A 21,653-nucleotide genomic window follows, 5' to 3' on the forward strand; every position below is an offset into this window, starting at 1 on the left:
CCTGACAGGACATGACCGCATGAACGCCATCTCTGACCCTGACGCCGTAGAGACCCTGGTCGTCGTCGAAACCGCTCAAGGCAAGGTTCGGGGCCGTCGCACCGGCGGCGTCAGCGTCTTCAAGGGCATGCGCTATGGCGCAGACACGTCTGGGCCCAACCGGTTCCGGCCGCCCCAGCCGGTGACGCCCTGGACGGGGATCCAGGACGCCCTCGCATTTGGCGATCAGTGTCCGCAGATGCGCGGGATGCTCGCCGACAAAGGGCCGATGAGCGAGGACTGCCTGCGGGTGAACGTCTTCACCCCGGGGTCCGACAACCAGCGCCGCCCGGTGATGCTGTGGTTCCACGGCGGCGGCTTCGAGGCCGGCTCGGCCTCGCAGAAGGTCTATGACGGCTCCCGTCTGGCGCTGCGCGGCGACGTGGTGGTGGTCAGCATCAACCACCGCCTGAACGTCTACGGCCACTGTTATCTCGGCGACCGCCTGGGCGAGGCCTACGCCGCCTCCGGCAACGCCGGCTATCTCGACCTCATCGCCGCCATGAACTGGGTCCGCGACAATATCGCGGCCTTTGGGGGCGATCCCGGCAACGTCACCCTGTTTGGCCAGTCCGGCGGCGGGCGAAAGGTCAGCCTCTGCTATGCCGGCGCGGACGCGAAAGGGCTGTTCGCCCGAGGGATCGTCCAGAGCGGCTCCCACCTCCGCGTCCAGACGCCGGACCAGGCGACCCGGCTCACCGACGCGCTGCTGGCGCAACTCGAGATCGCCCCGGCTGATATCGGCAAGCTCCTGGACGTCCCCGTTGAGACCCTGACCCGGGCGCAGCTGCGGGTCATGCGGGAGACGCGCTCGCGGTTCTCGCCGGTCCTGGACAGCCTGGCCTTCACCGCCCACCCCTTCCATCCCGAGGCGCCGGCCATCTCCAACGACCTGCCCATGATGGTGGGGACCACGCGAACCGAGCTATCCAACCAGCTCGGCTACGAGGACGGCGCCTTCGATCTCGACATGGCCGAGCTGCGCCGGCGACTCGCCCGCCATGTGGGGGCTGACGACGTGGAGGCGGCGATCGCCGCCTTCCAGACCACCTGCCCGGAGGCCTCGCCCTCGGAGCTCTACTTCACCATCACCTCGGCCCGCGGCTATGTGCTCGACGCGACCCTGATGGCGGAAGCCCGAGTCCGGGCGAGCGCCGCGCCCACCTACCTCTATCAGCTGACCTGGCGGTCCCCGGCCGACGGCGGAAAGCACATCAGCCAGCACACGCTGGATCTCCCCTTCGTCTTCGACAATGTGGCCGCCGCCACCCATCTGACGGGACCGGAGAGCGAAGAGACCCGGGCCATGGCCTTGGCCATGTCCGAGACATGGCTCAGCTTCGCCCGCACGGGCGACCCGAACAACGCCGCCATCCCCGACTGGCGCCCCTATGACCTGACCGAACGGCCGACCCTGCTGTTCGAGGTCCCGCCCCGCCTGGCGACCGATCCCTGGTCGGCTGAGCGCGAATTCATGAGCCGATACGAGACCCAGCAGATGGGCCGCACCCTGCACCGCTGAGCGCGAGGAGACTTCCATGACCACTGATCGCCGCACCTTCATCGCCGCCGGCGCCGGCATGCTGGGCCTGGCCGCCGCCCGTCCCGTTCTGGCCGCCGAGGACCGGCTTTTTCCCGTCGTCGAGACCGCCGAAGGCAAGGTCCGCGGAGTGGCGTCAGGCGGCGTCGCGGTGTTCAAGGGGCTGCGCTACGGCGCGGACTCCTCGGGCGCCAACCGCTTCCTGCCGCCCCAGCCAGTGATCCCCTGGGCGGGCGTGCAAGACGCCTTCGACTATGGGAACATCGCCCCGCAAATCCCGGGTAACCGGCGTCATGTCTATGCCGACCTGATCCTCAACGACCTGCAGCCTGGCGGCATGGGGGAGGACTGTCTGGTCCTCAACCTCTGGACGCCGGAGGCCAACGCCAATCGCAAGCGCCCGGTGATCGTCCGCTTCCACGGGGGCGGCTTCTACGGCGGGTCCAGCAACAATCCCGGCGGCGATGGCGAAATGCTGGCCCGCTTCGGTGACTGTGTGGTGGTCACCGTGAACCACCGGCTGAGTTCGCTCGGCTATCTCTATTTGGGCGACGAGGGGCCGTTCGCCGATTCCGGCGCGGCCGGCATGGCCGACCTGGTGGCCTCGCTCCAGTGGGTGGCCCGCAATGTGGAGGCCTTCGGCGGCGATCCCGCCCGGGTGATGATCATCGGCCAGTCCGGCGGCGGGGCCAAGGTCAGCCACCTGATGGCCATGCCCTCGGCCAAGGGCCTGTTCTCCAGCGCCGGCGTCATGAGCGGCTCGGCGCTGACCTCCATGACCCGCGACCAGGCCGACAAGGCTGCAGCCCAGCTGCTGCAGCGCCTGGGTCTGCGACGGGACCAGATCAAGGACCTGCAGGCCGTCCCCTTCACCACCCTGCTGGCGGCCCAGGCCGATGTGGAGGCCGAGGAGCGTCGCCGCGGCGAAGCGCCCCGCTCCTTCGCCCCGGTGCTTGGCCAAGCCATCCCGCATCATCCCTTCACCCCGGGCGCGCCTGAGGAGTCCCGGGACATCCCGCTGGTGGTGTCCACCGTCCTTGATGAACGGACCTATCGCGAGACCCGCTTCGACATGACCTGGGACGAAGTGCTCTCGACCCTGCAGAAGCGCGTGGGCGAGGACGCCCAGATGCTGCTGTCGGCCTATCGGGACGAGACGCCCGGGGCGACCCCCTTCATCATCAACGCCCGCATCGCCAGCGACACCTATTTCCGGCTGGCGGCCAACACCATGCTGGAGCGTCGGGTCGCGGCCGGCGGCGCGCCCACCTGGTCCTACCTCTGGGAGGCGCCCAGCCCAGCCTTCGACGGCCGCTATGGGGCGACCCACGGGATCGATGTCGCCTATTCCATGCACGACATCCGCTTCCCCCTGGCCGGGCCAAGCCGGGACAATGTGCGGCTGGCCGACGAGATCGCTAGCGCCTGGGTGGCGCTGGCCGCCGCGGGCGATCCAAACAACCCCAAGACGCCTGCCTGGCCGGCCTATGACCTCAAGGATCGCTCGACCCTTGTCATCGGCCACCCCTCGAGTGCGGAGAAGGACCCCCGAGGCTTCTTCCGGGAGTATTGGGGCAAGCGGGCGGCGGCCCGGTCCGCCTGACGGGAACTATCTCCCATGGCTGCAACTTGGTCTTCGAGACGGAGGACCAGGTATGTCGATCGTAGACAAGATGTTGGGGGCTGTGACGCCTCCCGAAAGCGACGAGAAACGCGCCGAGGCCACGGCCAAGGCCCGGGCCGCGGCGAGACCCGGCGACTGGCTGAACGCGGCGCTGGATCATCATGACCAGATCCGGGCGGCCTTTGAGTCCTGTCGCGCAGCCGCCGATGGGCCTGCCCGGGTCGCCGCCATGCGACAGCTCTCATGGGTGCTGGTGGGACACGCGATGGCGGAGGAGGTGGTGCTCTACCCCGCCCTCGCCAAGGCGCATGAGAAGGCCCACGCCAGCCTCGCCTACACCGAGCAGACCACGGCCAAGATGCAGATGGCGGAGCTGGAGCGCATCCCGCCCGAGGACGAGGCCTGGCTCGACAAGCTCGAGCACATCAGGGGGGCCGTGCTCCATCATATCTATGAGGAGGAAGGCGTGTGGTTCCTGGAGCTCAAGGAGAAATACGACGACCAGAGCTTCCTCGATCGACGTTTCGTCGAGGAATATGAGCGCTATGCCGGCGACGGATCGTCAATGGCGCCGGCGTCTGCGGAGCCGCGCTCATTCCGCCCGGACGAAGACGCCCCGGCGGCGGCGATTTGAGAGACCCGTGGCGCCTGACACAGCGTCAGGCGCCGCCTCTCTGTCCACGCAGGGCTTGAAAGCGGCGCGGACGGCTTTGCCTTAGGAACGAAGCTCCGCATGGCCGGTTGTCGTCGGACACCAGCCTTGAGGGACGATGAACTCCGCCGCCCGCCCGCGCCTGACGGCGCCACGACTCTATTACGCCCATCCTGACGCCCTTGGCGAACAGGGTGGCGCAAAACGCCTCGCCGACCGGGCCCGCGACCTCGGGTTCGACCACCTGCTGATCGCGCCCCCGTTCAAGCACCGCGGCGACATCTTCCGACCCGTCGATCATGGAACCTCAAGCCTCGCTGGCGCGCCGGTCTCCACGGTGATCGGTGAGCTGGCCGCAGCCTGCGACGCCGTGGGGCTACGGCCGATGATGGACCTCGATCTCACGCGGTTCGATGCGGAGCATCCCCTGGTGTCCGCGCATCCAGAGGCCTTCACCTTGCGGCGGGAGGCGGCGGGCGATCGCCCCGTTGATCCGCGCGCGTCGGCGCCGCCTCAGGGCATGGCGCTGGCCCGCCTGCGCCAGCCGACCGCGTGGGCGCTGATCCTGGAATGGCTGATCGGTCATGCGGAATCATGGGCGCAGGCTGGCCTCCAGGGGTTTCGTCTGCTGCGGCCAGACCAGGCCGAGCCCGCCCAATGGGCCAGCCTGGTCACGCGCCTGCGCCAGGCCTGGCCTGACCTGATTTTCATCGCTGACACCCCGGGGGTGAGCCGGGACGTCGCCCTCGCGCTAGCCCCCTGCGGCTTCGACGCCCTCATGTCGTCAGCGGCCTGGTGGGACGGCCGTGCGCCCTGGATCGCCGAGGAGCATGAGGATCTGCGGCCAGTGGCCCCGCTGCTGGCCCAGCCGGAGGCTCCGTTCGGACCGCGCCTGGCCACCAGGCTCCCCGCCGGGACAGATGTCTCAGCCGCCTATGTTCGCGCCCTGCGCCTCGCGGCGTCCACTGGCTCTGGCCTGCTCATGCCCATGGGATTCGAGGTCGCCGAACGCGCGCGCCTGGGGGAAGGCGCCCCCTTCCCCGGCGATGACGTCAATCTGGCGACCGAGGTGCGGTCGGCCAATCGGCTGGTCGCCGAGCTGGCCCCGTTCGACGGGGCCATTCGGCTGCTCACCGGCCCGGCTTCCCCCGCCACGGCCTTGCTGCGGGCCAGCGGCCCCGACCTGCGGACCGCCGAAGCGGTGATCCTGGTGCTCATCAACCCGTCCCTCGACGAGCCCGCCGACCTCGACCCGGCGACCTTCCTGCCCGCCGCCGGCGACTTTGGCCCGTTCGAGGCCATGGATGGCCGCGCTGACTCGTTCGAAACCCTGGCCCCGGGCGAAGTGCGTCTGCTGGGGGCGCGGCGCAGTCCCGTGATCGCCAGCGTGAGCCGGGCCGGACGTCAGGGCGCCAAGACCGCCGCCAAGGCGCCTCGCTTGGTGATCGAGGAGGTCTCCCCGCAGGTGGCCGGCGGCCCGTTCGCCGTCAAACGCATCGTCGGCGAGACGGTGACGGTCACCTGTGCAGCCTATGCCGATGGTCATGAACAACTGGCCGTGGAGCTTCGCTGGCGGGCGGCCGACACCGATGCCTGGTCGTCCATACGCATGTCGCACCTGGGCAACGACCTCTGGGAGGGTCGCTTCCCGCTGGCGCGCCTTGGGCGCTATCAGTTCGAGATCCAGGGCTGGATTGACCGCTACGGCGGTTTCCACCGGGACCTCACCAAGAAGATCGAGGCCGGCGTCGCCCAGCCTGTAGACCTCGAGGAAGGCCGGCTGCTGATCGCCGAGGCGGCGGGGCCCGCCCCCTCCGGGCAGTTGGCTGCGCTGGCTGACGAGCTCTCGCGCCTCCCCGCCGAGGAGGCCGGCCAGCGTCTGCTCGCCGCCGACACCGCCCGGCTGATGGACCAGGCGCAGGCTCGGGCCTTTGTCTGCACAAGCCAAGCCCAATGCATCGACGCCGAACGTCGGGAAGCGCAGTTCGCCAGCTGGTACGAGCTCTTCCCTCGCTCCCAGACCGAAGACCCGGCCCGCCACGGGACGTTCGACGACGTCATCGCCCGCCTGCCGGCCATTCGGGCCATGGGCTTCGACGTGCTCTACTTCCCGCCGATCCATCCGATCGGCGAGCGCCATCGCAAGGGCAAGAACAACAGCCTGACGGCGGGTCCCGACGATCCGGGCAGCCCATACGCCATTGGCGCCGCCGAGGGCGGTCACGACGCCATCCACCCCGAGCTCGGGACCTTCGACGACTTCCGCCGCCTGATCGCGGCGGCCCATGACCATGGGCTGGAGATCGCGCTCGACTTCGCCATCCAGTGCTCGCCAGACCATCCCTGGATCAAGGAACATCCCGGCTGGTTCGACTGGCGTCCGGACGGGACCATCAAGTACGCGGAAAACCCGCCCAAGAAGTACCAGGACATCGTCAATGTGGACTTCTACAGGTCCGAGGCGATCCCGGATCTGTGGATCGCCCTGCGCGATGTGGTGCTGCTGTGGGTTCGCGAGGGCGTGCGCACCTTCCGCGTCGACAATCCCCACACCAAGCCGTTCGCCTTCTGGGAATGGATGATCCGAGAGGTGCGCACCGCCCACCCCGACGTCATCTTCCTGTCGGAGGCCTTCACCCGCCCGCGGGTCATGTACCGGCTGGCCAAGATCGGCTTCTCGCAGTCCTACAGCTACTTCACCTGGCGCCACACCAAGGCGGAGTTCACCGACTATCTGACCGAACTGGCGACCACCGAACCGAAGGACTTCTTCCGGCCCAACTTCTTCGTCACGACGCCGGACATCAATCCCTACTTCCTGCAGACCTCGGGGCGCGCCGGCTTCCTGATCCGCGCCGTCCTGGCCTCGACCCTGTCGGGGCTGTGGGGGGTCTATTCCGGCTTTGAGCTGCTCGAATCCGAGCCGGTTCCGGGCAAGGAAGAGTTCAAGGACTCCGAGAAGTACGAGATCCGGCCCCGGGACTGGGACGCCCCGCACGGCATCATTCCGCAGATCAGCCAGCTGAACCGCCTGCGCAAATCCCATCCCGCCCTGCAAACCCACCTGAACGTGCAGTTCCTGCCGTCCAGCAGCGACCACATTCTGTTCTACGCCAAGCTCAGCCCGGACGGGGGTGACCTCATCCTGGTGGCGGTGAACCTCGATCCTCACGAAGCGCACGAGGCCGATGTGGAGGCGCCGTTCTGGCGCCTGGGCCTCGCCGACGACGCCAGCGCCCATGTGGACGACCTGCTCACCGGCCAGAGCTTCACCTGGCAGGGGAAGTGGCGACGCATCGCCCTCGACCCCGGCCGCCCCTACCTCATTTTCCGTATGGAGGCCCCGCGATGAGCGTCGCCTATCTCGCTGACGATCCCGTGGCCGAGCCCGCGCAGACCGCCGATCCCCAGTGGTACAAGGACGCGGTCATCTACCAGCTGCACGTGAAGTCATTCTTCGACTCCAATGACGACGGGGTCGGCGACTTCGCCGGTCTGTCGGCCAAGCTGGACTACATCGCCAGCCTGGGTGTCAACGCCATCTGGCTGCTGCCCTTCTACCCGTCCCCGCGGCGGGACGACGGCTATGACATCGCCGACTATCGCGGCGTGCATCCGGAGTATGGCGACTTCGACGACGTGAAGCGCTTCATCGATGAGGCCCACGGCCGCGGCATGCGGGTGATCACCGAGTTGGTGATCAACCACACGTCGGACCAGCACCCCTGGTTCCAGGCCGCCCGCAAGGCGCCGCCCGGATCGCCGGAGCGGGACTTCTATGTCTGGTCCGACAACGACGCCGACTACAGCGGCACCCGCATCATCTTCCTCGACACCGAAACCTCCAACTGGACCTGGGATCCGGTGGCGGGCGCCTATTACTGGCACCGCTTCTATTCCCATCAGCCGGACCTGAACTTCGACAATCCCAAGGTCCTGGAAGAGATTCTCTCGGTGATGCGCTACTGGCTGGAGGCCGGGGTCGACGGCCTGCGGCTCGACGCCATCCCCTATCTGATCGAGCGGGAGGGCACCAATAATGAGAACCTGCCCGAGACCCACGACGTCCTGAAGGCCATCCGCGCCCATCTGGATGAGCATTTCGAAGACCGCATGCTGCTGGCCGAGGCCAACCAGTGGCCCGAAGACACCCAGCAGTATTTCGGCGACGGCGACGAATGCCACATGGCGTTCCACTTCCCGCTGATGCCGCGGATGTACATGGCCATCGCCCAGGAAGACCGCTTCCCGATCACCGACATCATGCGCCAGACCCCGGATATTCCGGAGGCCTGCCAGTGGGCGATCTTCCTGCGCAACCATGACGAGCTGACCCTCGAAATGGTGACCAACAAGGAGCGGGACTACCTCTGGAGCGTCTACGCCTCGGAGAGCCGGGCGCGGATCAATCTTGGCATCCGCCGCCGCTTGGCGCCGCTGATGGAGCGCGATCGCCGCCGGGTCGAGCTGATGAACTGCCTGCTGCTGACCATGCCGGGGACGCCCGTGATCTACTACGGCGACGAGCTCGGCATGGGCGACAACATCTATCTCGGCGACCGGGACGGGGTGCGCACCCCCATGCAGTGGTCGCCGGACCGCAATGGCGGCTTCTCCCGCGCCGATCCGGCCAGCCTCGTCCTGCCGGCCATCATGGATCCGCTCTATGGCTTCCAGGCGATCAATGTGGAGGCCCAGAGCAAAGACAGCCACTCGCTGCTGAACTGGCTGCGTCGGATGCTGGCGGTGCGCCAGCGCCACAGCGCCTTTGGGCGCGGCACGCTGCGCTTCCTGCGGCCGCAGAACCGCAAGGTCATGGCCTATCTGCGCGAGCACGAGGGCGACACCATCCTCTGCGTCGCCAACCTGGCCCGCACGGCCCAGGCCGTTGAGCTCGACCTATCGGAGTTCGCCGGCTGGGCGCCCATGGAAATGTCGGGCAGCACGCCCTTCCCGCCTATCGGCCACCTCACCTATCTGCTGACCCTGCCGCCCTATGGCTTCCACTGGTTCCAGCTGTGCGAGAAGACCGATGGTCCCAGCTGGAGCACGGCCCCAAGCGGGGTTCAGGCCGAGCAGCACACCTTCGTGCTTCGTGGCGATGTCGCCACCCTGGTCGAGCCGCCCCACCGGGCGGTGCTGGAATCCGAGGTGCTACCGAACTGGATGAGCGGCCGGCGCTGGTTCCAGGGCAAGGACGCCGAACTTCTGGCGACCCGGGTCAAGGGCTTCTCGCCCCTGCCCGGCGCGCCCAACCAGATCCTCGCCGAGCTCGAGGTCGAGACCTCCACGGGGACGTCGGCCTACGTGGTGCCTCTGGGCGTGGCCTGGGAAGACGATGTGGGCGATCCCTACGCCCACAACTTCGCCATGGCGCGGGTCCGCCGCGGCGCGCTGGTCGGCGATCTGACCGATGGCTTCCTGACGACGGAGTTCGTCCGCTCGGTCATGGCGGGTTTGAGATCCAACGCGACCCTCACCTCGCCCTTTGGCGACATCGAGTTCACCTCGGCCCCCTTCGAGGCCGGCGACGACGCCGAGATCGAGTGGTCCTCGGCCGAGCAGAGCAACAGCTCGGTCATCATCGGCCGCGAGATCGTCCTGAAGCTGCTGCGCAAGGTCGTGCCGGGCGTCCATCCCGAGGCTGAGATGACCCGGGTGCTCAGTGAGCGGGGCTATCCGCACGTTCCAGCCTTTGTCGGAGAGGTACGCCGGATCGCGCCGGACGGCGCACCGCACACCCTGATGGTCGCCCAGGCCTTCATCTACAGTCAGGGCGACGGCTGGGACTGGACCCAGGACTACCTGCACCGGGTGATCGACGACCTCGTCCTGGCCGGCGATCAGACCGCGACACCGGATTTCGGCTCCTATGCCGAATTCGCCCGCGTGCTCGGGCGCAGCCTGGCCGAGATGCACGGCGTCCTGGCCCAGCCCAGCGGGGATGCGGCCTTCGCCCCCGAGATCATGGACGCCAAGGCTGTTGAGGGCGTCCGCGCCAGCGTCCTGCAACAGGTGGACGGCGCCCTGGCCGTGCTGGAAAAGGGCGGCGACTGGACCGATCAGGGCGGCCTGGGCGACATCGCCGACGGCCTCCGCCAGCGCCGGAGTGAGATCGCGCAGACGGTCGACAGGCTTGCCAACGCGGGGTCTGGTCAGGTGCGCACCCGTATCCATGGCGATCTGCACCTCGGCCAGGTGCTGGTCACCGGCGGCGGCGTCACCTTCATCGACTTCGAAGGCGAGCCTACGAAACCCCTGGAGGACCGCCGCGCCAAGGCCAGCCCCCTGCGCGACGTGGCCGGGATGCTGCGATCCTTCGACTATGCCGCCGCGCTGGGCGCCATCGCTGCGGCCAATGTGGCCCAGGGCGTCCAGGAACGGGCGGTCGATGTCGTCAGCCAGTTCCAGTCGGTGGCCAGCGAGGCGTTTCTCGATGGCTATGGCGAGGTGGCCGGCGCGGTTTCGACCGAGTTGCTCGACCTCTTCCTGCTGGAAAAGGCGGCCTATGAGGTCAGGTACGAGGCGGCCAACCGCCCCGCCTGGTTGGGGACGCCCCTTCGCGGCCTAGCCGCGACGGTCGATCGGCTGCTGGGTGGCGACCTATGAGCCACGAGGACCTGACCCTGACCCATGCCCTGACGTCCGCTGTCATGGAGGGTCGGCTGACCGATCCCTTCGTCTTTCTGGGGCCCCACGAGGCTGACGGGAAGACCGTTGTCCGCACCTTCCAGCCCGGCGCCCGCTCGGTGACGGCGCTGCAGGACGGCGCCAAGCCCTCGCCTCTCGATGAGGTCGCGCCGGGCCTGTTCGCCGGCCGCCTGAACGGCAAGGGCGGCTATCGGCTACGCATTGATTGGGAGGGCGCGACGCAGGAGACCGAAGACCCCTACGCCTTTGGCCTGCTCCTCGGCGACCTGGACCTGCACCTCTTCATGGAGGGCGCCCATTGGGAGCTCGGCCAAAAAATGGGCGCCCAGCCTCAGACCCTTGAGGGCGTCGAAGGCGTCGGCTTCTCGGTCTGGGCGCCGAACGCCCGGCGGGTGTCGGTGGTCGGGGACTTCAACAGCTGGGACGGCCGCCGCCACCCCATGCGCCTGCGCCATCCGGCCGGGGTGTGGGAGCTGTTCGTACCGCGCCTTCAGCCGGGCGAGCGCTACAAATACGAGCTGGTCGGCGCCCATGGCGAGCTGCTCCCCCTGAAGGCCGATCCGCTGGCGCGGATGACCGAACTCCCGCCCGGTCAGTCCTCGATCATCGCCCCGGTCGCCGACTTCGCCTGGACAGATTCTGACTGGATGGCCGACCGAGGCCGGCGCCAGAAGCCCGACGCGCCGATCTCCATCTATGAGGTCCACGCCGCCTCCTGGCTGCGCCCTGACGACGGAGACAGCCCCAACCTCGACTGGGGAGGCTTGGCCGAACGGCTGGCCCCCTATGTGGCCGACATGGGCTTCACCCATGTGGAGCTGCTGCCGATCATGGAGCATCCGTTCGGCGGTTCCTGGGGCTATCAGCCCCTATCGCAGTTCGCCCCGAGCGCACGCTACGGGTCGCCGGAAGGCCTGGCGCGGTTCGTCGACGCCTGCCACCGGCTGGGCGTCGGCGTCATCCTGGACTGGGTGCCGGCCCACTTCCCCACCGACGTCCACGGCCTGGCCAGCTTCGACGGCACCCAGCTGTATGAGCATGCCGACCCGCGCGAAGGCTTCCACCAGGACTGGAACACCCTGATCTTCAATCTCGGCCGACAGGAGGTCCAGGGCTTCCTGATCGCCAGCGCCATCTACTGGCTGGAGACCTTCCATATCGACGGTCTTCGCGTCGATGCGGTGGCCTCCATGCTCTACCGCGACTACAGCCGCCAGCCCGGCGAATGGGTGCCCAACATCCATGGCGGTCGCGAGAACCTCGAATCCATCGCCTTCCTGCGCCGCCTGAACGAGACGGTGGCCAGCCGATGCCCGGGCGCCGTGACCATCGCCGAGGAATCCACCGCCTGGCCAGGTGTCTCAAGTCCGGTGGCCGAGGGCGGCCTCGGCTTCAACTACAAATGGAACATGGGGTGGATGCACGACACCCTCAGCTACATGCAGCGCGATCCGGTCTATCGGAGCTGGCACCAGAACGAGCTGACCTTCGGCCTGCTCTACGCCTTCACCGAGCGGTTCGTCCTGCCGATCTCCCACGATGAGGTAGTGCACGGCAAAGGCTCGTTGCTGGGCAAGATGCCCGGCGACCGGTGGCGGCAGTTCGCCAATCTGCGCGCCTATCTCGCCTTCATGTGGGCCCATCCGGGCAAGAAGCTGCTGTTCATGGGCTGCGAGCTCGCCCAGCCCACCGAGTGGAACCACGACGGCGCCATCCCCTGGGACCTGCTGCAGCAACCCGATCATGCCGGGATGCAGATGCTGGTTCGCGATCTCAACCTGATCTACGGCCGCGAGGCGGCCCTGCATCGCAGCGATACTGATCCCGAGGGCTTCGCCTGGATCTGCACGGACGCCGAAGCCGGCGTTTTCGCCTTTTGCCGGCAGGCCGGGGGCGACGCCCCGACCGTGATCTTCGCCGTCAACATGACGCCGGAGCCACAGCGGGACTATCGGCTGGGCGCGCCCGCGGCCGGCGTATGGGCTGAGGTCCTGAACACCGACTCTGATCGATATGGCGGCGGGAACATCGGCAATGGCGGCGCGGTTCATACCGAGCCGACGCGGTCCCATGGCCTGCCCGACTCCCTGATCCTGACCCTCCCCCCTCTCGGCGCCGTGCTGTTGCGCCATCAAGGAACCGCCACTTGATCCTGCTCCCGGACCGTCTTGAGGGCGGCCTGCCCTATCCCCTTGGCGCCACCTTCGACGGCCTGGGCATCAATTTCGCCGTCTATTCCGCCCATGCGGAGAAGATCGAACTCTGCGTCTTCGAAGAGACCGGCCGCCGCGAAATCGCCCGGCTGGCCCTGCCGGAGTGGACCGACGAGGTCTGGCACGGCTACCTGCCGGGTGCGAAGCCCGGCCTGCTCTATGGCTACCGCGCGCATGGTCCCTACGCCCCGCAGGAGGGGCACAGGTTCAACCCCAACAAGCTGCTGATCGACCCCTATGCGCGGAGCCTGTCGGGTGACCTGAGGTGGACCGACGCCCTGTTCGGCTACCGCGTCAACGCCGCGCGGGCCGACCTGACCTTCGACCGACGCGACAGCGCGCCGGCCATGCCCAAGTCCATGGTCACCGCCGACGCCTTCGACTGGAGCGGGGACCGGCGGCCCAACACCCCGTGGGCCGACACGGTCATCTACGAGTGTCACGTCCGGGGCCTGACCATGCTGATGGAGGAGGTTCGGCCCCCGGTCCGCGGCACCTTCGCCGCGCTCACCCATCCCAAGGTGATCGATCATCTGAAACGCCTGGGCGTCACCGCCGTCGAGCTGCTGCCGATCCACGCCTTCGCCCAGGACCGCTTCCTGCAGGAAAAGGGGCTGGCCAACTACTGGGGCTACAGCACCCTCAACTTCTTCACGCCTGAGCGGAGCTATCTGTCAGGGGGCGATCAGAATGAGCTGCGCATGGCCGTGCGCAAGCTCCACGCGGCCGGCCTGGAAGTGATCCTCGACGTGGTCTTCAACCACACCGCCGAGGGCAGCGAGCGCGGCCCCACCCTGTCGTTCCGCGGCCTGGACAACGCCAGCTACTACCGGCTGGTCGAGGGCGATCCGCGCTTCTGCGTCAATGACACCGGCACCGGCAATACGGTGAACATGTCCAAGGCCCGCGTGGTCCAGATGGTGGCCGACTCCCTGCGCTACTGGACTCAGTCCTACGGCGTGGACGGTTTCCGCTTCGATCTGGGGGTCACGCTCGGCCGGGAGAAGCACGGCTTCGATCCCGGCGCCGGCTTCTTTGATGTGCTGCGCCAGGACCCGATGCTGCAGGGGATCAAGCTGATCTCCGAGCCCTGGGATATCGGTCCCGGCGGCTACCAGTTGGGCCAGCACCCGCCCGGCTTCGCCGAGTGGAACGACCGGTTCCGCGATGACGTGCGGGGCTACTGGCGCGGCCATGAAGGCGGGCGCCCGGACCTGGCCGCCAGGCTTTCCGGATCCGGCGACATCTTCGACCGTCGAGCCCGGCGTCCCTGGGCCTCGGTCAACTTCCTGGCCTCCCATGACGGCTTCACCCTGGCCGACCTCGTCACCTACGAGGAGCGTCACAACGAGGCCAATGGGGAGGACAATCGCGACGGCCACAGCGAAAACCTGTCGCGCAACTGGGGCGCCGAGGGCCCCACCACCGACGTCGATATCCAGCGCACCCGGGGCCGGGTGATGCGCGCCATGCTGATGACGCTGTTCGCCTCATCCGGCACGCCGATGCTGCTGGGCGGCGACGAGTTCGGACGTACCCAGCAGGGCAACAATAACGCCTATTGCCAGGACAATGAGATTTCGTGGTTCGACTGGAAGCAGTTGGAGTCGCCGGAGGGCCAGGCCCAGATCGACTTCGTTTCACGCCTGATCGCCCTGCGCAAAACCTACGGCGCGCTTCGCCCGACCCAGTTTCTGCACGGTCAGAACGAGTACGCGCCCGGCGTCCTCGACGTCGACTGGTTCGACGAACATGGGCGCGGCCTGTCGGCTGACGACTGGCAGAACCCCCACGCGTCGGCCCTGGCCATGCGCCGCGCCGCGCCGCGGGACGACGGCCGGGTCGATCTGATCACCCTGCTGACCAACGCCAACGACGATCCCATCACCTTCCATCTGCCCGAACCCATGGGCGCCCCCACCCTGCTGCTGGACAGCGCTCACCCCGGCATGGGCGAACAGCCGCTCACCGGCACGCAGGTCGAGGTCGGCGCCCACAGCGCGGTGCTCCTTCACTCCGTGGTCGAGGGCGCGGGCGGGGCAGGACGCTGGGTGCATGAACTCCCCTTTGGCGCCACGGTCCTGGCCGAGGACCGGACGCGCTTCCGCCTCTGGGCGCCGGCCTGCGAGGCAGTGACCCTGGAGGTCGAGGGCCTGCCGGCCCAGCCCATGAGCGCAGCCGAGCCAGGCTGGTTCGAGGCCGAGGCGCCCTGTGGCGCAGGTTCGCTCTATAAGTACCGCGTCAGCGAAGACGTCTGCGTGCCTGATCCGGCCTCCCGTCGCCAGAATGGCGATGTCCACGACGCCAGCCTGGTGGTCGATCCCGCCGCCTATCGCTGGCGGACGGCCGACTGGATGGGGCGGCCGTGGGAAGAAGCCGTGATCTACGAACTTCATCCCGGTCTGATGGACGGCTTCGCCGGCGTCGCCGAGCAGTTGGCCAGCCTAAGGGACCTCGGCTTCACCGCCATCGAACTGATGCCGATCGCCGATTTCCCGGGCCAGCGGAACTGGGGCTATGACGGGGTTCTGCCCTTCGCGCCGGACGCCGGCTATGGCTCGCCCGATGAGCTCAAGGCGATGATCGACCGCGCCCACGAGCTTGGGATGATGGTCTTTCTCGACGTGGTCTATAACCACTTCGGGCCTGACGGGAACGCGCTGGGCGCCTACGCCCCGCAGGCCTTCCGCGACGACATCAAGACCCCCTGGGGCGCGGCCATCGACTTCCGCAGGCCCGAGGTCCGGCGCTTCTTCACAGAGAACGCCATCTACTGGATCAACGAGTATCGGTTCGATGGCCTGCGCTTCGATGCGGTCCACGCGATAAGCGAGCGCGACTGGATCGACGAGATGGGCGAGGCGGTAAGGGCCGCCGCCGGCCGCGACCGGCAAATCCACCTGATCCTCGAGAACGACGACAACGTCCCTGAGCACCTCGCCGGCGCCTTCGACGCCCAGTGGAACGATGACGCCCACCATGTGCTCCACGTCCTGCTGACAGGCGAGACCGAAGGGTATTACGCCGCCTATGCCGCGCAGCCCGCCGAGGCGCTGGCCCGCAGCCTGGCCGAAGGCTTTGTCTATCAGGGCCAGGCCTCGCCCCTGCGCGACGGCGCCCCCCGGGGCGGCCCCAGCGCCAGCCTGCCCCCCACCGCCTTCGTCAACTTTATCCAGAACCACGACCAGATCGGCAACCGGGCCCTGGGGGAGCGACTGACGACCCTGGCCGATCCCAAGGCGCTGAAGGCCGCCACCGCCCTCCTCCTGCTCGCGCCGCAGATCCCCATGGTCTTCATGGGCGAGGAGGTCGGCAGCCGAGCGCCGTTCCTCTACTTCACCGATCACCATGATGAGCTTGGCCAGGCGGTCCGAGAGGGCCGGCGGGCGGAGTTCGCTCACTTCCCGGCCTTCGCCGATCCGGACGCCCGGGCGCAGATTCCAGATCCCAATGATCCCGAGACCTACGAGGTCTCCCATCCCGAGCCCGGGCCCGACGCCGCCGACTGGCGCCACCTGTATCGCGACCTGCTGCAGATCCGCGCCAGGGATCTGACGCCTCGGCTGAAGGGCGCCCACAGCCTGGGCGCCAGCGCCATCGGCCCGGCCGCGGTCAAGGCCAGCTGGCGTCTCGGGGATGGGTCCCGCTGGACCCTGGCGCTCAATCTCGGCTCGGAGTCCGTCGAGGTGACTGATGCCCCCCGGCGAGTTGCGGCCGCCACGGTGGGCGACGGTCTGGATGACGACGGCGCCCTGGCGCCTGGCAGCCTCATGGCCTGGCTGGAGCCGCGGCGGTGAGCGAGGCGGAGCTTGAGGCCTTCGCGACCGAGGCTGGCGTTCTTGTCGAGTGGGAAGACGTCCATGGAACGCCACGCCGCACGCCGCCGGAAACCCTGCGCGCCGTTCTGGCGGCCCTTGGCCTGCCCGCAGCGACGTCCGAGCAACTTCGTGACAGCCGCGAACGGCTTAGCGCCGCCCCGCCTCCTGACTTCATCACCGTCGAGGTCGGAGCGCCCTTCCAGCCGCTGGGCGGCCCGTGCGGCCCCTCGGCGACCCTGAGGCTGGAGGATGGCGGGCGTCTCGCCATCTCCCTGGATCCGGCCACGGGGTTCACCCGCCAGGGCGTGGAGACGCCGGGCTATCACCAGCTTGAGATCGGGGATCGGACCATCACGGTGGCGGCGGCGCCGCCCCGCGCCTTTGGTCTGGAGGATCTGTCGCCTGGCCGCCGCCTCTGGGGTCTCGCCGTACAACTCTATGCCCTCCACGGGCGCGAGCCTCGCCCCTTTGGCGATTTCGGCCACCTGGCGACCTTCGCCAGCGTCCTTGGCGAGCACGGGGGCGCGGCCCTGGCCATCAGTCCGGTGCACGCCCTGTTCGCCGCCGACCCTGACCGGTTCAGCCCCTACGCGCCCTCGAGCCGGCTGTTCCTCAATGGTCTCTATGCCGATCCGGCCGCCGTGCTGGGGCCCGAGCTCGGCGACCTGGGTCCCCAGACCAGCGGGGACGAGCTGATCGACTGGGCGCAGGCCATTCCCGCGCGAATGGCGGCCCTGCGCCAGGTCCATGCGCGCTTCAGGAGCGTCGCGCCAGAGAGCTTGCGCACCGATCTGCAGCGGTTTGAGGCCGAAGGCGGCGACGATCTGCAAGGCCATGCCCGCTTCGAGACGATCCACGGGGTCTTCTTCGCCCGGGACGGCGCCCGCGGGTGGCCGGATTGGCCTGAGGAGTTTCACGACGCCGCAAGCCCCGCCGTGGCCGCCTTCGCCGGAGAGCACGCCGACGAGATCGCCTTCCACATCTTCGTCCAGTGGCTCGCCGACCGAAGCCTGGCCCGCGCCCAGCAGGCGGCCCGGGCCGCGGGCATGCCCGTGGGCCTGATCACCGATGTGGCGGTCGGCATGGATCCCGGCGGCAGCCACGCCTGGTCGCGGCCGCAGGACCTGCTTAGCGGCCTCAATATCGGCGCGCCGCCGGACGCCTTTCAGGCCAAGGGCCAGGACTGGGGGGTCACCACCTTCTCGCCCAGGGTCCTGGCGGCCAGCGGCTATGAGGGGTTCCTGGCGACCCTGCGCTCGGCCATGCGCCATGCTGGCGGGGTGAGGATCGACCACATCCTGGGTCTGCGCCGGCTCTGGGTGGTGCCCCATGGGGCGGGGCCGACCGAGGGCGCCTATCTCACCTACCCCATGCAGGACCTGATGCGCCTGATCGCCATCGAGTCCCACCGCCATGGCGTCCTTGTCATCGGCGAGGACCTGGGCACGGTGCCGGCCGGCCTGCGTGAAGCCCTGGACGCGGGCGGGGTGCGCGGCATGCAGGTGTTGCTCTTTGAAAAGGATGAGGCCGGCGCGTTCAAGCCGCCGGAGCAGTGGTCGCCGCGGGCCTGCGCCATGACCACCACCCACGATCTGCCGCCGATCGCCGGCTGGTGGGAGGGCGCCGACATCGACTGGCGACTGCGGCTGCAGCCTGACCTGACCGCCGATGACGCCGCCATGCAGCGATCAGAGCGCGCCGCTCAGCGGGCGACGTTGTGGGCCGCCTTCTGCGAGGCCGAGACGGCCAGGGGCGCCCCGCCATCGGTCGACGCCACAGGCGCCGTGGTGGACGCCGCCGTCGGCTTCCTGGCCAAGACCCGCGCCGAACTCGCCATCCTGCCGATCGAGGATCTGCTGGGTCTCGAAGCGCAGCCCAACCTGCCCGGCACCACCACCGAACACCCCAACTGGCGCAGGCGTCTGCCCGGCCCGGCTGAGGCGCTGTTCGACGCCCCGGGGCCGGCTGGCCGGGTCGCGAGCCTGAACAAAGAGCGGCCCAGATGACTCCCACGGCGACCTACCGGCTGCAGTTCCATGCCGGCTTCACCTTTGCTGATGGCGCGGGGCTCGCAGGCTACCTGCGCGACCTGGGGGTCAGCCACCTCTACGCCTCCCCCATCGCCGTGGCCCGAGCCGGCTCCACCCACGGCTATGACGTGGTCGATCCCACCGCCATCAATCCGGCGCTGGGCGGTGAGGACGGGTTCCGCCAGATGGTCGCGGCCCTCCGATCTGCGGGGCTGGGCGTCATCCTCGACATCGTGCCCAACCACCTCGCCGTCGGCGGGTCGGAGAACGCCTGGTGGCTGGACGTACTGGAAAAAGGCGAGACCAGCGCCTTCGCCGAGGTCTTCGACATCGACTGGCGGCCCCGCGACCCGGCGCTCCAGGGCAAGGTCCTGGCCCCCTTCCTTGGCGCGCCCTATGGCGAGGCGCTGGCGAAGGGCGACATCCGCCTCGAGGCCGGACCTGACTCCTCGGTATGGGCCACAGTCTATGACCACCACCGGTTCCCGATCCGTGAGGCCGATCGGGCCGAGGTCCTCACGCGCGGCCTCGAGGCATATGACCCGGCCAAGGAGCCGGGCTGCTCGCGCCTTCACGACCTGCTGGAGCGTCAGGCCTATCGCCTGGCCTGGTGGCAGAGCGCGGGCGACGAGATCAACTGGCGGCGCTTCTTCGACATCACTGAACTGGCCGGCGTCCGCGTGGAGGTCCCGGAGGTTTTTGACCGCATGCATGCCCTGCCCCTGCGCCTCTATGGCGAAGGGCTGATCGATGGCCTGCGCATCGACCACATCGACGGCCTGGCCGATCCGTCCGGCTACCTAACCCGCCTGCGGGCCGAATTGGCCGCCCTTGAGCGGGCCCGCCCCACGGGCGTTCCCGACGGCCCGGCCTATCTGGTGGTCGAGAAGATTCTTGCGCCCGGGGAGTCCCTCAAGGCCGACTGGGCCTGCGACGGCGCCACGGGCTACGAATTCATGGACAGTGTCTCGGCCCTGCTGCACGACGCCGCCGGGGCCGATCGCCTCACCGCGCTCTGGGAGGAGGTCAGCGGCCGCCCCAGCGCCTATGAGGATGAGGAGCATGCCGCCCGGCGGGAAATCCTCACCCATGGCTTCGCTGGCCAGGTCGAGGCCGCCGCCAGCGCCTTTCACGATCTGGCCCGGAGCGCGCTTCCCACCCGCGACCTCACTCAAGGCGCCCTGCGGCGGGCGATCATCGAGCTGCTCACCGGCTTCGCCGCCTACAGGCTCTATGGCGACGGCGGCCCCCTGTCCGAGGACGACCGCGGGCGGCTGGCCGAGGCCCTGACCAGGGCGCGAATCGGTCTCGCGCCGGCAGACCAGCCTGCGCTGGATCAGATTGAGGCCTGGTTGAGCGGCGATGGCCCTGGTGAGCCGGAGGACCGCAGCCGCGCCCTGCGGCGGTTTCACCAGCTGAGCGCCCCCGTGGCGGCCAAGTCGGCAGAGGACACCGCCTTTTACCGGCACCTGCGGCTGCTCTCGCGCAACGAGGTCGGCTCTTATCCTGGGCGCCTGGCCCTGGAGGCGGCGGATTTCCACGCCGAAAACCTCGCCCGGGCGGCCCACTGTCCCGGCGCCATGCTGACCACGGCGACCCACGACCACAAGCGGGGGGAAGATGTCCGCGCTCGCCTGGCGGTGCTCAGCGAGCGCCCCGAGCTCTGGGCCGACCGGGTCCGAAGCTGGCTGTCGCATATCCCACACGACATGGCCCGTGCCGACGCCTATCAGATGCACCAGACCTTGGTCGGCGCCCTGCCCCTCGACCTGAGCATCGATGACCATGAGGGGGTGAAAGCCTTCGAGGGCCGTGTGGCCGGCTGGTTCGTCAAGGCGCTGCGGGAGGGCAAGCTGCGCTCGTCCTGGGCGGTTCCGGATGAGGCCTATGAGGCGCTCTGCCTCGCCCATCTTGGCCAGTGTCTGGCCGATCGCGCCTTTCGCGCCTCGCTCTTTGGCCTGGTGGCGGAGATCGCGCCCGCCGGGGCGATAAAGGGGCTCGCCCAGGCCCTCCTGCGATGCGCCAGCCCCGGCATGCCCGACACCTATCAGGGCGCCGAGCTGTGGGACTTCAGCCTGGTCGATCCTGACAATCGCCGGCCGGTGGACTTCGACCGACGCCGGGCCTTGCTGGCCGCATCCGCGCCGGAGACCGATCTCGCCGACTGGCGCTCCGGAGCGGTCAAGCAGCAGATCATCGCCAGGTCCCTGGCCCTGCGAAGGGACCGGCCGACGCTCTTCGCCCGGGGCGACTATGTTCCCCTGCGGACCGTGGGGGCCCGCAAGGACCACCTCATCGCCTTCGCCCGCCGGGCCGGGGACGAAATGCTGATCGCCGCGGCCGTGATGCGCTGTCCGGCTGATGGCCTCACTGCTGGCCTGCCGCGGCCGGACGCCGCGTGGTGGGGGGACACCGCCGTGCTCACGGGCGTTCCGACGTCGGACCGCCTCTTCGATCATCTTGGTCACCGGACGCATGCCGGCGGCACGCGGCCCGCGGCCGAGCTGTTCGAAACCCTGCCCGTCGCCCTGATGGTCCAGGCCTAGTCCCGACCGCCGGCCTTCCGATAGGCCGAGCGGGCCTCAGCGATGGCGGCCTTGGCGGCCTTGCGGGCGTCAGCATGGGCGGCCCGGGCCTCGGTGATCTCAGCCTCAAGCTCTTCCTGCTTCCGGATGAGGGCCGCCTCATCCCGCGCCCAGGCCGCCTCAAGCGCCTCCAGCGCCGACTGGGCGGCGTCGAGCCGTCCCCGATCGGCGGGTGGTCTGGTCGGTCGCGGCTTGACGGCCTTGGCCCGGGCCATGCGAGGGCGGTCCTTGGCCGAGGAGGGCGGCGCCTCGGCCTGGGGCGTGGCCTCAAGCTCGAAGGGATCGCCGGTGCCCACCGCCCGCCTCAGCGGGATATCCGGATGCTCCAGGGCCGCGGCGATCGCCTGGGGATCCTCAGCGACCTTCGCATGGCCCGAGGCGAAAAGGTCCTGGCGAAGCCCCCAGGCCTTCAGGGCCGCCGGCTGGCTGGGGACGGCGACCACCGTGTCATAGAAGCCGATCTGGGCCTGGAACACCTTCAGCCTGCGGGCCCGGGCCATG

The 21,653-nt window shown here is 68.8% G+C and carries 10 protein-coding genes; 9 read left to right on the forward strand and 1 reads right to left on the reverse strand.

Annotated elements, in window-relative coordinates:
• Positions 1-19 precede the first annotated feature (19 nt).
• The 9 genes from Q8N19_RS07340 to treY all read left to right on the forward strand — a co-directional run bounded on the left by Q8N19_RS07340 (position 20) and on the right by treY (position 21,113).
• On the forward strand, positions 20-1,561 hold the full coding sequence (locus Q8N19_RS07340) for a carboxylesterase/lipase family protein (protein ID WP_305589202.1): 1,542 nt from the start codon (positions 20-22) through the stop codon (positions 1,559-1,561).
• A 16-nt stretch (positions 1,562-1,577) separates the two neighbouring features.
• The gene (locus Q8N19_RS07345) at positions 1,578-3,182 is read left to right on the forward strand and encodes a carboxylesterase/lipase family protein (RefSeq protein WP_305589208.1); all 1,605 of its coding nucleotides are present in this window, start codon (positions 1,578-1,580) and stop codon (positions 3,180-3,182) included.
• 52 nt (positions 3,183-3,234) lie between these two features.
• Positions 3,235-3,837 carry a hemerythrin domain-containing protein gene (locus Q8N19_RS07350; protein WP_305589212.1) on the forward strand — a complete coding sequence of 201 codons (603 nt, stop codon included), beginning with the start codon at positions 3,235-3,237 and terminating at the stop codon, positions 3,835-3,837.
• A 136-nt stretch (positions 3,838-3,973) separates the two neighbouring features.
• Entirely contained in the window at positions 3,974-7,207 is a 3,234-nt protein-coding gene (locus tag Q8N19_RS07355; protein ID WP_305589214.1) for a maltotransferase domain-containing protein, read from the forward strand.
• Positions 7,204-10,464, forward strand: coding sequence for a maltose alpha-D-glucosyltransferase (gene treS, locus Q8N19_RS07360; protein ID WP_305589216.1), 3,261 nt, complete (start codon positions 7,204-7,206; stop codon positions 10,462-10,464). The genes Q8N19_RS07355 and treS overlap by 4 nt, the downstream gene beginning before the upstream one ends.
• Positions 10,461-12,656, forward strand: a complete 2,196-nt coding sequence (gene glgB / locus Q8N19_RS07365) for a 1,4-alpha-glucan branching protein GlgB (protein WP_305589217.1) — start codon at positions 10,461-10,463, stop codon at positions 12,654-12,656. The genes treS and glgB overlap by 4 nt, the downstream gene beginning before the upstream one ends.
• On the forward strand, positions 12,653-16,516 hold the full coding sequence (gene glgX, locus Q8N19_RS07370) for a glycogen debranching protein GlgX (protein WP_305589225.1): 3,864 nt from the start codon (positions 12,653-12,655) through the stop codon (positions 16,514-16,516). Before glgB ends, glgX begins: the two co-directional genes overlap by 4 nt.
• Entirely contained in the window at positions 16,513-18,543 is a 2,031-nt protein-coding gene (gene malQ / locus Q8N19_RS07375; RefSeq protein WP_305589228.1) for a 4-alpha-glucanotransferase, read from the forward strand. The genes glgX and malQ overlap by 4 nt, the downstream gene beginning before the upstream one ends.
• Positions 18,540-21,113, forward strand: coding sequence for a malto-oligosyltrehalose synthase (treY, locus tag Q8N19_RS07380; RefSeq protein ID WP_305589230.1), 2,574 nt, complete (start codon positions 18,540-18,542; stop codon positions 21,111-21,113). The genes malQ and treY overlap by 4 nt, the downstream gene beginning before the upstream one ends.
• Here the strand turns inward: treY and Q8N19_RS07385 are convergent.
• Positions 21,110-21,652, reverse strand: a complete 543-nt coding sequence (locus tag Q8N19_RS07385) for a hypothetical protein (RefSeq protein ID WP_305589232.1) — start codon at positions 21,650-21,652, stop codon at positions 21,110-21,112. The genes treY and Q8N19_RS07385 overlap by 4 nt on opposite strands.
• Position 21,653: the final 1 nt, after the last annotated feature.

Origin of the sequence: Phenylobacterium sp., assembly GCF_030693405.1 — a bacterium.
Lineage (GTDB): Bacteria > Pseudomonadota > Alphaproteobacteria > Caulobacterales > Caulobacteraceae > Phenylobacterium.